The following is a 16,282-nucleotide window of genomic DNA, read 5'->3' as shown; positions in this document are numbered from 1 at the left end:
GACTGGGCCCGTGCCACGCGTGAGGACGAGCGATCCGGACGCGGTGGACGTCGCGATCGCGGCGTGCGCCGCGGGTGATCGCGATGCCTTCGGCCCGGTGTACGACGCGCTGTCCCCGACCGTGTTCGGTGCCGCCCTCGCGGTGCTGAAGGACCGGGACCACGCGGCCGAGGTGATGCAGGAGGTGATGGTCGAGATGTGGCAGCAGGCAGCACGCTTCGACGCGAGCCGTGCCTCCGCGCGGACGTGGGCCGTCACGATGACGCGCCGCCGAGCGATCGACCGCGTGCGCTCCGAGCAGTCCCGACGAAACCGGGACCAGCGCGACCTCGACCTCACCGCGGCGACCGCCGAGCGCGACGTCGTCGCCGACGAGGTGGAGACGAGCCTCGAGCAGTCCGCGGTCCGTGACTGCCTGGACACGCTGACCGAGACGCAGCGCGAGTCCGTGGTGCGGGCCTACTACGGCGACCGCAGCTACCGCGAGGTCGCCGACGAGCTCGGTGCCGCACTGCCCACCGTGAAGTCCCGCATCCGCGACGGACTCACCCGACTGCGCGACTGCCTGGGGGTGAACCGTGGCTGACACCGACGCCTGGGACCTGCTGCCTGCCTACGCCCTCGACGCCGTCGACGACCTCGAGCGCCGCCAGGTCGAACGCCTGCTCGACTCCGACCCGGAGGCCCGACGCGCCCTCGACGAGTATCGCGAGACCGTCGCGGCATTCGTCGTCGACACCGCTCCCCCGGCCGCGCTGCGCGACAGCGTCATCGAGCGCGCGACGACGTCGCTCGTGCCGGACGTCGAGCCCGTCGAGACGCCGGACGTGGTCTCGACAAGCTCGACCACCGAAACGCCGGTCGAGCCCACCGAGACGCCGGTCGAGCCGGTCGAGACGCCGGTCGAGCCCGTCGAGACGCCGGTCGAGCCTGTCGAGACCCAGGACGACCCGAACGTCGTCCCCCTCGACCGCGCCCGCCGTCGCCGGTTCCCCGCCTGGGCCGCAGCTGCCGCTGCGGTCGTCGCGATCGCGATCCCGAGCTACGTCGCCGTCGACCAGTCCGAGCAGCGGCAGGTGCTCGAGGCCCAGACGGAGCGGATCGCCGACATGCTCGCCGACCCCGACGCCGAGCTCGTGACAAGCCCTGTCACGGGCGGCGGCGAGGCGAGCGCCCTGGTTGCGGGTGACGACGTGCTCTTCACGGCATCCGGTCTGCCTGAGGCGGGCGAGGACAGCGACTACCAGCTGTGGATCGTCGCGGGCGAGGACATCAGCTCGGCGGGCCTGCTCGAGGACCCCTCGGGCGACACCTCCGCCGCGTTCGTCGAGGCCGCGGCCGGGCAGGTCGTCGCGATGACGCTCGAGCCCGCCGGCGGCTCCGACCAGCCGACGAGCGACCCGATCGTCGTGCTCGCCACGTAGGTCCTCGACCCGTCGCCGGGATACCGTCGACCCGTGATCTCCGTGCAGAACGCGACCTACCTCGTGCACGACCAGGACGAGGCCCTGAAGTTCTTCACCGACGCCCTCGGGTTCGTCGTCGTCCAGGACGAGACCTCGCCCGACGGCGCGTGGCGGCGCCTCGTCGTCGGGCCACCCGGCGGCGGGACGGGCTTCGTCCTCGCGCTCGCGCCCGACGGGTCGCCCTGCGGCTGGCAGGCCGGTGAGGACGTCGCCTTCTTCCTCACCACCGACGACTTCGCCGCCGAGCACGCCCGGATGGTGGCGGCCGGAGTGCACTTCCGTGAGGAACCGCGACACGAGCCCTACGGCACGGTCGCGATCTTCGAGGACCTCTACGGCGCGCCGTGGGACCTGATCGAGCCGCCGCGCCCGGAGAGCGCGCCGCAGGTCTAGCGAGCGCGGCTGCCGAGATTCGCGAGCGGCGGGAGATTCTCCGGCGTTCGCCGGTCCTCGCACGGACGGAATGTCACTCATCGCTGACAACCTGCGGATTGTCACTTGGCGTTGACAATCTGAACAATGTCAACGATCGCTGACATGGAAGTCCTACTGATCGTCCGCAACGCCGTTGACGTGGGCGCACTCCTCCGCGAGGCGCGCCGATCACGACAGATGACCCAGTCCGAGCTCGCTGACGCCACGGGTGTCTCGCGCCAGTGGCTCATCTCCACCGAGCAGGGCGCACCGACCGCGAGGATCGATCTCGTCCTCGCGGCACTGAACAACGTCGGGCTTCTCGTCGACCTCAGTCCGGACGAGCAGGGCGACACCATCGAGACGATCATGGCTCGGGCTCGTGCGTAACTGGTTCGAGGTGTATCTCGGCCCGCTCCTTTCGGCGACGCCGCGTTCGACCTGGTCACGAGCCGTCACCTGGTGAGTCCGTGGTGGGACGCGATCGCCGCGGTCCTCCGTCCCGGCAGGACCTACCTGGCGCAGCACGTCGGGCCGGCGAGCGTTTTCGAGCTCGTCGAGTACTTCTTGGGCCCGCAGCCGGAGGCCCGCCGCCCGTAGGTCCCCGCGCACGAAAGAGCCCGGCCACCGCACCCTGGAGGGAATGCGGCGGCCGGGCCGTCTGTCGGACGACGTGTCACATGGTCGGCATCAGCACCGAGTCCACGAGGTACACGGTCGCGTTCTGGGTCATGACGCCGCCGCAGATGACGTTGGCGTCGTCGACCATGAGCTCGTCGCCGGAGCCGGTGACCTCGACGGTGTCACCCTCGACGGTCTCGTGCTCGCCGGCGATGTCGTCAGGGAGGATCTGGCCCGGGACGACGTGGTAGGTCAGCACGGACGTCAGCAGGTCGGCGTCGGTCGAGAGGGTGTCGATCGTCTCGGCGTCGACGGCGGCGAACGCGTCGTCGACCGGCGCGAACACGGTGAACTCGCCACCGTTGAGCGTGTCGACGAGGTTGACGTCGGGGTTGAGCTCACCGCTCACGGCGGAGACGAGCGTGGTCAGCAGCGGGTTGTTCGACGCGGCGACGGCGACCGGGTCGGTCGACATGCCGGTGATCGACCCCTCGCCGTCGGGAACCTGCTCGGCGTAGGCCTCGCAGCCGGCGCCGACCAGGTTGGCGGCCGGGTCCATGGTGCCGGAGTCCTCGTCCATCGAGTCGTCCATGTCCTCGGTCATCTCGTCGGACGGCGAGGCCTCCTCGGTCATCGAGGTCTCCTCGGACGCGGTGCTGTCGCTGTCGGAGGAACAGGCGGCCAGGCCCAGCAGCGCGAAGGTGGCAAAGCCGGCGGCGGCGGTACGGGTGCGAACGTTCATCGGTCTCTCCTGTCGTCGTCGCCCCGGTCTTCGGGGCGTTTCACCGATGGTTCGGAGGCCGACGAGGGCCGGATGGGTCGGATCGAAGATTTCTTTCCCGAGCTGGTGCAGACTCGGACTCATGACGACGGAGCACCGGTTTGTCGGCCAGATCGCCGGCTTCGGGACGGCCTCGGGCACCCGCGTGGTGCTCGGGCACTGGTGGGAGTCGCCGTTCGGCGCGTTCGCCGACGCCATGGTGGAGCAGGGCGACGGACACCGGACCTTGCTCGCACCCGTGCACGTCGCGGAGTTCGTCTCGTCCACGTACACGTTCGACGAGGTGGTTCACACGCCGGTGACCGTCCGGTCCGACGCCGCAGCATCCGACGATCACGACGGTCACCTGGTCGTCGCGGGCGGGCCGCTGGCCGCGACCCTGACCATCGGGGGCCGCACCGGACTGGGGCACCTGCTCCGGCTGGTGCCCGCACCGCTCGCCACCTCCCCCGCCTTCTCCCGCGTCACCGACCCCGTCGCGCGGGTGCTGCTCCGCGGCGTCCGGACGCGAGGCAGTGCCGGTGGCGGACGCACGGAGATCTACGGTGCGACAGACGTCCGCGTGCTCCGGTCGATCACCGCGAGCTGGGACGGCGCGGACCTGGGCGAGATGCGCGACGTCGTGCCCCCGGTCCGCTTCGGGTTCGGCTCGAGCCCGCCGCGGCCGTGCATCACGCGGCTCGTCACGACCGTCACGACCGCTACGGACTGACCGGACCCATCCGCGGGGCCCGCCGTGCCGAACACCAGGCATGGAAACCCTCATCGTCATCGGCCTGCTGGGCGGCCTCATCACCGGGATCTCGCCGTGCATCCTGCCGATGCTGCCCGTGATCTTCTTCGCGGGAGGCGTCCAGGGGGCGCGACCCGACGGCGACGCCCCCGCCGAGAAGAACCCCTTCACCGGGGCACCCACCGCCGTGCGGATCGGAGCCGGCGGCAAGGTCGTGACCGGGCGCGTCTCGACAGGCTCGACGACCACGCTGGTCGAGCCTGTCGAGACCACCGGACGGGTCTCGACGAGCTCGACCGCCAGCTCGATGGTCGAGCCTGTCGAGACCACTGACCGGGTCTCGACGAGCTCGACCGCCGAGACCACGCGCCGTTCCTGGCGCCCCTACCTCGTGATCCTCGGCCTGGTGCTGAGCTTCAGCGTCTTCACGCTGCTCGGCTCGCTGCTCCTGACGGCGCTCGGGCTACCGCAGGACCTGCTGCGGTGGATCGGCATCGCGCTGCTGACGGCCATCGGTGTCGGCATGATCGTGCCGCGCTTCGAGGAGATCCTTGAGAAGCCGTTCCAGAAGATCGCGGCCCTCGGTTCACGTCGGGCGAGCGGCCGCTCGAACCCGGACCGCGGGGCGTTCCTGCTCGGCCTCGGGCTCGGGGTGCTCTACGTGCCGTGCGCCGGCCCGGTGCTGGCGGCGATCACGGTGGCGGGCGCGACGGGCAACATCGGCCCCGGCACCGTCGCCCTCACGCTCAGCTTCGCCGTCGGCGCCGCGATCCCGCTGCTGATCTTCGCGCTCGCCGGCCGCCGCGTCGCCGAGCGGGTCAAGAGCTTCCGTCGCCACCAGCGCGGCATCCGGATCACGGGTGGTGTCGTGATGATCGCCCTCGCGGGCGCCCTGGCGCTCGACCTCCCGGCACAGCTCCAGCGGGCACTGCCCGACTACACCGGCGCGCTCCAGCAGCAGGTGGACGACAACGAGCAGGTCCGCGAGGCCCTGGACCTCGGCGGCATCGTCACGGACGAGAACCGCGAGCTCGCCAACTGCACCAACGGGGCGACGGAGCTCGAGGACTGCGGGACCGCACCGGAGCTCTCGGGCATCACCCAGTGGCTCAACACCCCGGACAACTCTCCCGTCGCGCTCGAGGACCTGCGGGGCGACGTCGTGCTCCTCGACTTCTGGACGTACTCCTGCATCAACTGCCAGCGCGCCATCCCCAACGTCGCCGCCTGGTACGACAGGTACGAGGACTACGGGCTCCAGGTGATCGGCGTCCACACGCCGGAGTTCGCGTTCGAGCGCGAGACCCGCAACGTCATCGAGGGCGCCAAGGACCTCGGGGTCGACTACCCGATCGCGCAGGACAACGCGTACTCGACCTGGACGACGTACCGGAACCGCTACTGGCCGGCCGAGTACCTGATCGACGCCGACGGCACCGTCCGCCACATCAAGTTCGGCGAGGGCGGGTACGAGACCACCGAGCAGCACATCCGCACGCTGCTGCAGGACGCGAACCCCGGCGTCGAGCTCCCGCCCGCCACGGACGTCGTCGACGCCACCCCCGTCGACGAGACCACGCCCGAGACGTACTTCGCGCTCAACAAGGTGTTCAACTACTCGGGCCGCCCCGACTACGACAACGGCGAGGTGGACTACGAGCTCACGGCCGACCAGCCGCAGGACACGTTCTCCCTCGGCGGGACGTGGGACGTCGACTTCCAGGGCGCGACGGCGGTGTCCGACGACGCCCGCGTGCGCCTGGCCTACCGGTCCACGAACGTGTTCGCCGTCCTGGGCGGGGAGGGCACCGTCACGGCGCAGGTCACGTCCGACGGCGAGACGACCACGCGCGAGATCGACGTCTCGGGCAATCCGACCCTCTACGACGTCCTGCGCGGCGACGGAGCGAGCGAGGGAGTCGTCGAGCTCGAGGTCCCGGCCGGCGCGACGGTCTACACGTTCACCTTCGGGTAGACCGTCGCGGGTGGGTCCGTGCCCCGGGACCCGGTCCCACCTAGTGGCTCTCCAGGATCTCCTTCGACTTCGCGATGGCGAACCCCCACCCCTGAGAGAGGGTCGGCTTCGGGGGGACGGAGATCTCGTCGGGGTTCGTGACGATGTCGAGCAGGACCGGCACGTCCTGGTCGAACGCCCACGCGACGTCGTCGGTCAGCGTGGCCGGGTCCGTCACCCGGCGCGCCGTGAGACCGAGGGCCGAGGCGACGGCGGCGAGATCAGGGTTGTCCAGGCCTGTCCCGAACCGTGGCAGCCCACCCTGCTCCTGCTCGAGCCTCACCATCCCCAGGCTCGAGTTGTCGAAGACCACGACGACGACCGGGAGCCGGTAGGTGACGGCGGTCCGCAGATCCCCGAGGAGCATCATCAGGCCACCGTCGCCGGCGAACGCGACGACCGTCCGGTCCCGGTCCAGAGCCTGGGCACCGAGCGCCATCGGCATCGCGTTCGCCATCGACCCCAGGTTGTACGAGCCGACCAGACGTCGCGTGCCGCGCATCTCGACGTACCGGGCGAGCCACGTCGTCGACATACCGGTGTCGCTGGTGAAGATCGCGTCCGCCGGCGCCGCAAGGTCCACCGCCGCAGCGACGGCCTCCGGGCGAATGCGGTCGTCGGGGTTGTCGAAGACGGCGCGGACCTTGCCGAGAAGCGTCTGGTCGTGGTGCGGATCGAGGAGTCTTTGCTGGCGGTTCATCCAGGACGCGTACTCGTCGACCGCATGCTCCAGGTGCCCGCGGTCCTCGTGGCGATGAAGTCGCGGTAGGAGCGCGTCGAGGGTCCGGCCGGCATCCCCGACGAGGGCGTGGTCGACCTGGGTGCGGCGCCCGACGTGCTCGGCGCGGACGTCGAGCTGGACCACGGTCTTGCCCGTCGGGTACCAGTCGCGGTACGGGAAGTCGGTCCCGACCATGACGCGGACGTCGCAAGAGTCCATCGCGTGGGCGGCAGCCGGATTGCCGATCAGTCCCGACTGTCCGACGGCGTACGGGTTGTCCGCCTCCAGGCCCTCCTTGGCCTTGAGCGTGACGACGGCCGGCGACGCGAGGGTGTCGGCGAGCGCGACGACCTGGTCGCGGGCGTCGCGGGCCCCGCAGCCGACGAGGAGGGTGATCTTCTCGGCCTCGTTCAACACGTCGGCGGCACGGCTGATCTGCTCCTCCGGCGCGGCCGCGAGCGCCGACGGCGGTGCGAACCGCGTCGCTGTTGCATCTGTCGTCAGCCCGCCGACGTCACCCGGGACGGTCAGCACGGCGACCCCGCGGCCGCTGTACGCGGCATTCACAGCCTGCTCCAGCAGGTGCGGGAGCTGCTCGGGCGAGGTCATCGTCCCGGACCAGACCGCGACGTCGGAGAACAGCGCGTCGTTGTCGACCTCCTGGAAGAAGTCGGTCCCGATCTCCTGACTGGGCACCTGCCCACAGATCGCGAGGACTGGGGCGTGCGACTTCTTCGCGTCGTAGAGACCGTTCAGCAGGTGGATCGACCCGGGGCCGACCGTGCCCATGCAGACACCGATCGTCCCGGTGAGCTGCGACTGCGCGCTGACCGCGAACGCGGCCGCCTCCTCGTGCCGCACCCCGATCCACTCGACGCGCTCGTCCTCACGGATCGCATCGGTGAAGGGGTTCAGCGCGTCGCCCACGACTCCCCAGATCTGCCGCACCCCATGGTCGGCGAGCGCCGTCACCACGTGCGTCGCGACTGTCGTCATCGGGCTCCTCCAAAGTGGTCGGGTGACGCGAGCGCCCAGTCTCGTGCCCACGTCGACGGTGGTTGGTCGAGCAGCTCGCCGGGCGCGAGCCACTCGTAGATCTCGGCGTACGAGCGGGTCTCGGTGGTCGACTCGTTGCGTCGCAGGTGCGCGGGGGTGAGCTCCGCGGGGTCACGCACCCCCATCGCCGCCATCAGCCGCATCGCCTCGTCGACCGTGGCGCGCTGGTACCGGTGCACACGCTCGCTCTTGTCCTCGACGTCGAGGGCCCGGGCACGGCGAGCGTTCTGGGTCGCGACGCCGCTCGGGCACTTGTCGGTGTGGCACCGCTGGGCCTGTATGCAGCCCGCCGCCATCATCATGGCGCGGGCGGCGTTGGTGTAGTCGGCGCCCTGGGTCAGCCGCTTCACCAGGTCGCCGGCGCCCGCGACCTTTCCACTCGCCCCGATGCGGATCGTGTCCCGCAGCCCCGCACCGACCAGGGCGTTGTGGACAGTCATCAGGCCCTCGGTCAGAGACATGCCGACGTGGTCCTCGAACTCGAGAGGCGCGGCACCCGTCCCCCCTTCGGAGCCGTCCACGATGATGAAGTCAGGGGCCGTGCCCACCTCGGTGATCGCCTTGCAGATCGCGAGCACGTCGACGCGGGAGCCGACGCAGAGCTTGAACCCGGCAGGCTTGCCGCCGGCGAGCTCTCGCATACGGGCGACGAACTCGATCAGCTCGGTCGGGGTGGAGAAGACCTTGTGGCTCGGCGGGCTCACACACTTGACCCCGACCGGGACGCGGCGTGTGTCGGCGATCTCCTGCGTCACCTTGGCGCCGGGAAGCACGCCTCCGACACCGGGCTTGGCCCCCTGGCTGAGCTTGAGCGAGACCGTCTTGACCTGGTCCTTCGACGCGGTCTCGCGGAACATCTCCGGGTCGAAGTCGCCGTCGTCGGTCCGTGCACCGAAGTACCCGGTGCCGATCTCCCAGACGATGTCTCCCCCGTGCTCCAGGTGGTACGGCGAGAGCCCGCCCTCGCCGGTGTCATGCGCGAACCCGCCGAGCGCCGCACCTTTGTTGAGTGCGCGGATCGCGTTCGCGGAGAGAGCGCCGAAGCTCATCGCCGAGACGTTCAGGAGTGCCATCGAGTAGGGCCGGCTGCAGTCGGGGCCGCCGACCATGACGCGCGACGGCTCGTCCGGCGCCTCGAGCGGCGCCTCGAGCGGCGTCGTCGAGTGCACGAGGTGCTCGTGCCCGATCCGGTTGACGTCCAGCTCGGTGCCGTAGGGCTTCTCCTCGTCGACGCCTTTGGCCCGCTCGTAGATCAGCGCGCGAGTATCCCGGCTGTACGGGCGCCCGTCCCAGTCCCGCTCGATGAAGTACTGCTGGAGCTCCGGCCGGATGTCCTCCATGAGGTAGCGGAGGTGGCCCACCACCGGATATCGGCGCAGGATCGTGTGCTTCTTCTGCAGAAGGTCCCACGTCGCGAGCGCCGCGACCCCAGCCCCTACGGCTCCGACTCCCCAGCGTCCTGCGTTCCGCAGTGCCATCCGTGCGTCATCTCCTCGTCGTCCGACGGCGGCGCCCGGCCGTGCTCCCGGGCATCGCTGCGATTGTGCGCCTGGAACGCACCGTTCGCAGGTGCAGCGGGAACGTCGTGGGTGAAGAGCCGAGCCGCACTCCGTCACGAGCACGCCCGGGCCGGGTATCGTCACGACGATGCCCGGCAGTGATGGCACGACGACGGAGCGGAGGTGGGCGGCGATGGTCGGCTCGGCAGGGCTGCGGGTCAACGGCTCGCTGACCATCCCCGACGCCGAGCTGTCGTGGCGATTCTCGCGCTCCTCCGGCCCCGGCGGTCAGGGCGTGAACACCACGGACTCGCGCGCCGAGCTGTCGTGGGACGTCGGGGCCTCGGCAGTCCTGACCGCGGGCCAGCGCGAACGGATCCTGGAGCGTCTTGCGGGTCGGCTCGTCGGCACGACCCTCACGGTCGCAGCGCAGGAGCACCGCGAACAGCTGCGCAACCGGGCGGCCGCCCGGGACCGGATGGCCGCGACCGTCGCGGGCGCCCTCGCGCCTCCGCCCCGCACCCGACGCGCGACGAAACCGACGCGCGGGTCGAAGGAGCGCCGCCTGACCGCCAAGAAGCAGCGCTCGGCGACCAAGAGCCTGCGGTCGAAGAAGCCACGGCGCGACGACTAGGCGACGCACAGGCCGAGACCGGTTTCGACAAGCTCAACCAGCGGCGGTCGAGCCTGTCGAGACCGGTTTCGACAAGCTCAACCAGCGTCCGTCGAGCCTGTCGAGACCCTGCTGGCGGTCGTCAACTCCTCGTCGCCCGCCAGCACGATTTCTACGACGCGTAGAGAACACCCTGACATCAACGCCAGGACCGTCTCGAAGATATCGGCTGCTATCGTCTGCGCAGAATTCCAGAGGCTCATTTGTTCACGCAATGCGAACCTGGCTGTGGTCGAGGCGCCTGCTCGACAACGAGGCGAATCTACAATTCAACACACGAACCATGTCCAACCTCAGTTCTGCGCAGAAAGAGCTAATCGCTATCCATGAACTCGGTCACGCCTATGGGCTCGACCACATGCCCGGAACCTGTCGGACCCGAGCCGCAATGATGCAAGGTTCAACCAAGTTTGGCTGCAGCGGGTCAGCGCCCTGGGCTGACGATGTTCGCGGCGTCCGAGCGAAGTGCTAGAAATCGAGAGGCGATTCTTATGCGAACTAGCTGGAGTGCGACAGTTGCCGCCAGTTCAATTCTGATGGTGAGCGGGTGTACCCAGTCACCCGAGCCGGTCACCATGGAGTTTGACTACGCAACCTACGACACAGTTCTGGAACTCGATCAGGCCTCCGACGCCACGGTTGTGGTGACGATCGGCAAGTCCGTCGGCACCGATCTTGACGACGGGGGAGAACCTGAGGTCGACGATGGAGGGAGCGCCGTCGGAACCCCGATGCGGTTCTACGACGCACGAGTCGACGAAGTGATTCGCGGAGAAATTCCCCCGGAGATCGTCGTCGCTTGGCTCGACACTGATCGAATCGAGAGCAGCGAACCGTTGTCGGCGATCGAGCCCGGGCAGCAACTCGTCCGGTGGCTCGACCATCTCGAGCCTGGAGATGCGCCCGGAATCGAGATCGTCAGCGACTTCTGGGTACCGGTGAGCGGCGACAACGGAGTGATGGACTACTCGGGTTCCAAGGCCACCGCCCGGAGTTCCGAACTGACGGGATTGACCGACAGTGATGTAGGTGGTGACGCCCTCGAGGCCACGCTCGACGAACTGGTGAGCGCGGACCAGTAGCAGTCCGGTTTCGACCAGCTCAACCAGCGTCGGTCGAGCCTGTCGAGACCGGCTTCGACAGGCTCAACCAGCGTCTCGACAGGCTCGACGGACAGCGGGGCCGACCGCGCTACTTCGGCTCGTCCGCCTCGACAGACTCGTCCGTCTCGACCGGCTCGACGGGCGTCGTGTCGGTCGAGCCCGTCGAGACCCCGTCGGCCGGGTCGACGTGCGGGTGCTTGCGCTCCAGCGCAGCCCCCTCGACGTCGACGTCGGGCAGGATCTTGTCGAGCCACTTCGGCAGCCACCACGCGGCGTCGCCGAGCAGCGTCATGAGAGCCGGGATGATCCACATCCGCACGACGAACGCGTCGACGAGCACACCGAACGCGAGCGCGAACCCGATCGGCCGGATCATGGCGTCCTCGGCGAAGATGAACCCGCCGAACACCGAGATCATGATGATCGCGGCGGCCGTGACCACGGACCGTCCGGCGCGGAAGCCCTGGGCCACGGCGACCTTGGCGGGCGCTCCGTGGGCGTAGGCCTCGCGCATGCCGGAGCCGAGGAACAGCTGGTAGTCCATGGCGAGGCCGAACAGCACGCCGACGAGGATCGTCGGCAGGAAGTTCAGCACCGGCCCGGGGTTGTCGACGTTGAAGACGCCGCCGAGCCAGCCCCACTGGTAGATCGCGACGACGCCACCGAGCGCGGCGTAGTACGAGAGCACGAACCCACCGGTGGCGATCAGCGGCACCAGGATCGAGCGGAACACCAGGATCAGGATGATCAGGGAGAGTCCGACGACGACGCCCAGGTAGAGCGGGAGGGCGTCCGACAGCTTCTCGGAGATGTCGATGTTGCCGCTGGCGGAGCCGGCGACGCCGATCTCGGTGCCGTCGTCGAGCGGTGAGAGCCCGCGCAGCTCGTGCACGAGCGCCTCGGTCGACTCGTCGGTCGGGCCGCCCGTCGGGATCACCTGGAACGCGATGACGGTCCCGTCGTCGGAGAGGCCGACCGGGGCGAGGGCCTCGACGTCGTCGACGGCGGCGATCGTCTCGCCGATCTCGACCTCGGTGGCGACGGCCTCGTCCTCGGAGATCGCCTCGGGCAGCTCGGCGACGACGAGCAGCGGCCCGTTGACGCCGGGGCCGAACTCCTCGGAGATGGTCTGGTACGACTTGTAGCTCGTGGTGCCCGGCTCCGCGGACGCGCCGTCGGGGAGGTTGATCCGCAGGTCGAGCGACGGGATCGCGACGACGAGCAGCACGGCGACACCGATGAGGACACGTCCGACGGCGGCCCACGTCCCGATCGGCTTGATCGGCTTCTCCCGCTTGGGTGCGATGTGCGATGTCGCGTGGTCGCCCTCGGCCCCCGCCTGCGGGTGCTCGGCCTCGAGGACGGCGCGCTCCTTGCGGGAGAGGATCCGCATGCCGACGAGGGAGAGCAGCGCCGGGGTGAGCGTGATCGCGACGAGCACGGCGATCAGCACGGCACCTGCGGCGACCGTTCCCATGAGGCCCAGGAACGGGATTCCGGTGACGTTGAGCGCGAGGAGCGCGATCATCACGGTGCTGCCCGCGAAGACGACGGCGTTGCCGGAGGTGCCGTTGGCGAGCGCGACCGACTCGTCGACGGCGTAGCCCTCCTTGAGCTGCCGTCGGTGCCGGTTGATGATGAACAGCGCGTAGTCGATCCCCACCGCGAGCCCCAGCATCAGGCCGAGCACGGGGGTCACGGACGACATCTGCACGATGCTCGAGAACGACAGCGCGCCGAGCGTCGCGATCCCGACGCCGATCAGGGCGGTCAGCAGCGGCAGTCCGGCGCCGATGAAGGTTCCGAGCATCACGACGAGGACGATCGCGGCGACGATCAGACCGGCGATCTCACCGGGGCCGATGATCTGGGGCGTCTCCGTGGCGATGTCGGCGCCGAAGTCGACCTCCACGCCGTCGATCGCGCCGACCTCCTCGGTGAGGGTGTCGATGACGCCGTCCTTGGTCTCCTGGGAGACGTCAAGAAGGTCCTCGGTGAACGAGACCGTCGCGACGGCGGTGGCGCCGTCGTCGGAGACGACCTGGATCCCGGAGGCGAGGTCGAGGAGAGCGGCACCGTCCTCGGCCTGCGCGGCCTGCTCCTCGAGCTCCTCGGCACCCGCCTCGAGCTCGGCCGACTGCTCGTCGAGCGCGGCCTGCTGCGTCTCGAGCTCGGCGAGTCCTGCGTCGATCTGCTCCTGCTGAGCATTCAGCTGCGGGGCCGACGCCTCGGCGAGGCCTGCTGCCTCGGCCTGCTCACGTGCAGCGTCGAGCTGTTCCTGCCCCGCCTCGAGCTCGGCCCGGGCCTCGTCGATCTGCTGCTGGCCGGCCTCGATCTGGGCACGACCGTCCTCGATCTGGGCGCGACCGTCCTCGATCTGCTGCTGCCCGTCCTCGAGCTCGGCGGTCTGCGCGTCGCGCTCCGCCTCCGTCGTGAACGGGTCGACCACGGCCTCCACGCCGTCGACGTCCGTCACCTCGGTGAACGCCTCGGAGAGGTCGGCGATCTGCTCGTCCGTGAACGGCTCGTCGTCCGACGTCGTGAGGACGACGGTCCCGGTGCCGCCCGCGAGGTCGGGCATGACCTCGGCGAGCTGGTCGGTGACCTCCTGGGTGGGGGTCCCGGGAATGCTGAAGCTGTCGGACAGCGTGCCCGCGCCGACGCTGTAGCCGACGCCGGCGACCGCGAGGATCGCGACCCAGGCCGCGATCACCACGCGCACGTGGTGGGCCGCGTAGCGGCCGAGGCGGTAGAGGAGCTCTGCCATGAGAGACCTTTCAGTCAGTGGTCGCCGAGGCGACGGTCGGGGTGTCGAGGCGGGAAAGGAGGTCTGACCAGGTCTCGGCGGAGGCCTGGTCGTCAGCGGCACCGGTCGCGGCGAGCCAGTACTTGTGGAGGACGACGAGCTCGGAGACCTGGCGGGACACGGAGAGCTCGACCGCGATCGCGTCGCTGCCGGGATGCCGCTCCGAGAGCTCGGCGACGAGCAGCTCGCTGACCTCGGCGAGGGAGCGGAGCAGGAGCATCGCCGGACGGTGCGGGATGTCCGGGTGGACGGCGTCGAGCATGCAGGCCCGGTCGACGCCCGTGTCGACGGCCCGGAGCAGACCGAACCCTCGGCTGAGGCTGACCAGCGGGTCGATGAGGTCGGTCCGGCGGATAGCGCCAGCGAGGTCGGCGGCGACGTCCTCGCCGGACACGACAGGCTTGTCGCGCAACGCGTCGAGGATGCCGGAGAACCCTGCGCTCCCGACGGCGGCGACGACGTCGTCGAGGGAGTCGAAGTGGTTGAAGACGGTCCGTCTGGCGACGTCCGCCTCGGCCGCGAGCTCGTCGACGGAGAAGTCGACGCCCTGGGTCCGATCCATCAGCGTGGAGGCCGCGTCGACGATGGCACGCCGGGTGCGCGCCTTGGCGGCTGCACGACGGTCGATGCTGGGCACGGTCACCTCGATGACACTAGGTGCACGTATGCACTGAGTGCAACCAGGTCGGGGTGTGACGTGCACCCCGACGGCGGTACGTGCTCGCGATCAGGAAGCGCGAGAGGATCTCTACTCGATCCGAGCGATTCGGTACGACGGATCCGGCCCACCGCCCTCAGGGCGACGGAACGTGATCTCCAGGACCACGTCGCCCGAGTCCGGCGGAATCGCGACGTAGAACGACGTCCGCCCCAGCGCGATCAACGACGCGTCGACCGAGGCCGCCACTCCGGCGATCTCCCACCCGTCGTCGGCGTAGACGTAGAGCTTGGTCCGGAGGTCGTCGGTGGAGATCGACTCGGTCGCGACGATCGCGTCGGGCACGCCCGGCTCCGGGTCCACCGGGAGAGGCTCCACCGGTTCGGGCGCAGGCTCGACAGGTTCGGGTTCAGGCTCGGGCAAAGGCGCGGCCGGTTCAGGTTCGACGGGCGGGTCGACGGCCGGCGCCGGGGTCTCGACAAGCTCGACCCCCGTAGGCGGAGTCTCGACAAGCTCGACCCCCGTAGGCAGAGTCTCGACAAGCTCGACCCCCGTAGGCAGAGTCTCGACAAGCTCGACCCCCGTAGGCAGAGTCTCGACAGACTCGACCCCCGTAGGCGGGGTCTCGACCGGCTCGACCACCGTAGGCGGGGTCTCGACAGGCTCGACCTGCAAGCCCACAGGCTCGACCGCCGCGGGCGGGGTCTCGACAGGCTCGACCGCCGGCGGGGACGGCTCGTCGGCCGGGCCGTTCCGCCCGGTGCCCTCGACCACGTCCACCGGTACCGACCCAGCTGTCGGCTGGTCCTGGTCGGGAGAGATCGCGAGCGCCCCGACGGCGAGCGCCGCAACGGCAGCCACGGAACCGACGATCCCCGCCCTGTGCGGCGCTCGACGAGCACGCGCGCCGGCACCGTCGGACGCCGAGACCAGGTCCGCACCACCCGGCGCACCGAGCCCCGCCCCGCCCGCGACGAACAGGGCGAAGACAAGCGGTCCCGAGGCACGGAGCGACCTCACGGCGTCGCGGATGTCCAGGTACGCCAGGGAGCACGAGGCGCACTCGTCCAGGTGCTTCTCGACGCGCGCCGCGGTCGACGGTGTCAACGTCCCGCGGACGTAGCGCCGGATCTTCTTCCGCACCGCCCGGCATGTCTCGTCGTCCGCGTTGGCGGCGTGCGCGGCGGCAAAGGCGTCCGCCAGCGCGTCCTCCGCACGACCCAGCCGAACGGTCACGGTATGGCGCGCGACGTCGTCGGCCGTGGCGATCTCCTCGATCGAGCGGTCCTCGACGTGGCGGGCGAGCAGGAGCTCCCGGTCCTGGTCTCGGAGACTGCCGATCGCCTCCCGCATGATCTCGATGTTCGCCGTGCGGTCGAGCTCTTGCTGGGGATCAAACCCTTCGCGTGCGGCCACCACCGGGGTGGGCGGTTGCTCGGGCAGGTCGCCGTGCTCCCTGAGGTCCATCCTCACGTCGGCGCGCGACATCGAGACGGCCTCGTTGATCGCCGCGCGGGTCCAGTAGGACCGCGGCGAGATGATCTCGACGCCCGACCGGAGGCGCGCGATCATCTTCTCCATCGCTCTCGACGTCGCGTCGTCGGTGTACCGACCGCCGACCCGCGTCATCACGGAGCGCCGGACGGACGAAGCGTGCTCCACCCACCACCGTGCGGTGAGGGCTTCCCATCCGTGATCAGTCAGCTCGCTCATGGTCTCCGCGTCTCTGCCGTCCGT

The 16,282-nt window shown here is 69.9% G+C and carries 16 protein-coding genes; 9 read left to right on the top strand and 7 right to left on the bottom strand.

Annotated elements, in window-relative coordinates; all coding sequences use genetic code 11:
• The first annotated feature begins 10 nt into the window (after positions 1–10).
• The 5 genes from Q343_RS0100265 to Q343_RS14720 all read left to right on the top strand — a co-directional run bounded on the left by Q343_RS0100265 (position 11) and on the right by Q343_RS14720 (position 2,480).
• Positions 11–586, top strand: a complete 576-nt coding sequence (locus Q343_RS0100265) for a sigma-70 family RNA polymerase sigma factor (RefSeq protein WP_029251589.1) — start codon at positions 11–13, stop codon at positions 584–586.
• Positions 579–1,424 carry an anti-sigma factor gene (locus Q343_RS0100260; protein WP_029251588.1) on the top strand — a complete coding sequence of 282 codons (846 nt, stop codon included), beginning with the start codon at positions 579–581 and terminating at the stop codon, positions 1,422–1,424. Before Q343_RS0100265 ends, Q343_RS0100260 begins: the two co-directional genes overlap by 8 nt.
• Before the next feature lie 33 nt (positions 1,425–1,457).
• Positions 1,458–1,859: a VOC family protein gene (locus tag Q343_RS0100255; RefSeq protein ID WP_029251587.1), complete on the top strand. Its 402-nt coding sequence runs from the start codon at positions 1,458–1,460 to the stop codon at positions 1,857–1,859.
• A gap of 144 nt (positions 1,860–2,003) precedes the next feature.
• The gene (locus tag Q343_RS0100250; RefSeq protein WP_248616710.1) at positions 2,004–2,270 is read left to right on the top strand and encodes a helix-turn-helix domain-containing protein; all 267 of its coding nucleotides are present in this window, start codon (positions 2,004–2,006) and stop codon (positions 2,268–2,270) included.
• Between the two features lie 72 nt (positions 2,271–2,342).
• A complete protein-coding gene (locus Q343_RS14720; protein WP_428829329.1) occupies positions 2,343–2,480 on the top strand; it encodes a hypothetical protein in 138 nt (45 codons plus the stop codon).
• 76 nt (positions 2,481–2,556) lie between these two features.
• Here the strand turns inward: Q343_RS14720 and Q343_RS0100240 are convergent, their stop codons facing one another.
• Positions 2,557–3,243 carry a fasciclin domain-containing protein gene (locus Q343_RS0100240; protein ID WP_029251585.1) on the bottom strand — a complete coding sequence of 229 codons (687 nt, stop codon included), beginning with the start codon at positions 3,241–3,243 and terminating at the stop codon, positions 2,557–2,559.
• A 121-nt stretch (positions 3,244–3,364) separates the two neighbouring features.
• Between Q343_RS0100240 and Q343_RS0100235 the strand changes: the two genes are divergently transcribed.
• Together Q343_RS0100235 and Q343_RS0100230 are read left to right on the top strand one after the other, a co-directional pair.
• A complete protein-coding gene (locus Q343_RS0100235; RefSeq protein ID WP_029251584.1) occupies positions 3,365–3,994 on the top strand; it encodes a hypothetical protein in 630 nt (209 codons plus the stop codon).
• Positions 3,995–4,034: 40 nt separating this feature from the next.
• Positions 4,035–5,990 carry a cytochrome c biogenesis protein DipZ gene (locus Q343_RS0100230; protein ID WP_029251583.1) on the top strand — a complete coding sequence of 652 codons (1,956 nt, stop codon included), beginning with the start codon at positions 4,035–4,037 and terminating at the stop codon, positions 5,988–5,990.
• Positions 5,991–6,030: 40 nt separating this feature from the next.
• Here the strand turns inward: Q343_RS0100230 and Q343_RS0100225 are convergent, their stop codons facing one another.
• Both Q343_RS0100225 and Q343_RS0100220 read right to left on the bottom strand, forming a co-directional pair.
• On the bottom strand, positions 6,031–7,746 hold the full coding sequence (locus Q343_RS0100225; protein ID WP_029251582.1) for a thiamine pyrophosphate-dependent enzyme: 1,716 nt from the start codon (positions 7,744–7,746) through the stop codon (positions 6,031–6,033).
• On the bottom strand, positions 7,743–9,284 hold the full coding sequence (locus Q343_RS0100220) for an FMN-binding glutamate synthase family protein (RefSeq protein WP_043109078.1): 1,542 nt from the start codon (positions 9,282–9,284) through the stop codon (positions 7,743–7,745). The genes Q343_RS0100225 and Q343_RS0100220 overlap by 4 nt, the downstream gene beginning before the upstream one ends.
• A gap of 169 nt (positions 9,285–9,453) precedes the next feature.
• Between Q343_RS0100220 and arfB the strand changes: the two genes are divergently transcribed.
• Positions 9,454–9,939 (top strand): alternative ribosome rescue aminoacyl-tRNA hydrolase ArfB, encoded by a 486-nt coding sequence (gene arfB, locus Q343_RS0100215; protein ID WP_248616709.1) that lies wholly within the window; start codon positions 9,454–9,456, stop codon positions 9,937–9,939.
• 77 nt (positions 9,940–10,016) lie between these two features.
• Here the strand turns inward: arfB and Q343_RS15005 are convergent, their stop codons facing one another.
• Positions 10,017–10,181 carry a hypothetical protein gene (locus tag Q343_RS15005; RefSeq protein ID WP_155990574.1) on the bottom strand — a complete coding sequence of 55 codons (165 nt, stop codon included), beginning with the start codon at positions 10,179–10,181 and terminating at the stop codon, positions 10,017–10,019.
• Positions 10,182–10,553: 372 nt separating this feature from the next.
• On the opposite strand from Q343_RS15005, the gene Q343_RS0100205 reads away from it, so the two are divergent.
• On the top strand, positions 10,554–11,060 hold the full coding sequence (locus Q343_RS0100205) for a hypothetical protein (protein ID WP_155990573.1): 507 nt from the start codon (positions 10,554–10,556) through the stop codon (positions 11,058–11,060).
• A 109-nt stretch (positions 11,061–11,169) separates the two neighbouring features.
• Here Q343_RS0100205 and Q343_RS0100200 read toward each other — a convergent pair whose 3' ends face one another.
• From Q343_RS0100200 to Q343_RS0100190, 3 genes are all read right to left on the bottom strand, one after another.
• Complete coding sequence (locus tag Q343_RS0100200; protein ID WP_081829511.1) at positions 11,170–13,848, bottom strand: MMPL family transporter; 2,679 nt, start codon at positions 13,846–13,848, stop codon at positions 11,170–11,172.
• A gap of 10 nt (positions 13,849–13,858) precedes the next feature.
• Positions 13,859–14,530: a TetR/AcrR family transcriptional regulator gene (locus Q343_RS13650; protein ID WP_052366713.1), complete on the bottom strand. Its 672-nt coding sequence runs from the start codon at positions 14,528–14,530 to the stop codon at positions 13,859–13,861.
• 105 nt (positions 14,531–14,635) lie between these two features.
• Positions 14,636–16,258 carry a sigma-70 family RNA polymerase sigma factor gene (locus Q343_RS0100190; RefSeq protein ID WP_155990572.1) on the bottom strand — a complete coding sequence of 541 codons (1,623 nt, stop codon included), beginning with the start codon at positions 16,256–16,258 and terminating at the stop codon, positions 14,636–14,638.
• Between the last annotated feature and the right edge of the window lie 24 nt (positions 16,259–16,282).

This window comes from Paraoerskovia marina DSM 21750 (assembly GCF_000701465.1).
Classification (GTDB): Bacteria; Actinomycetota; Actinomycetes; order Actinomycetales; family Cellulomonadaceae; genus Paraoerskovia; species Paraoerskovia marina.
Note: the sequence above shows the minus strand (reverse complement) of the source record. Positions and strands in the feature narration are given on the sequence as shown.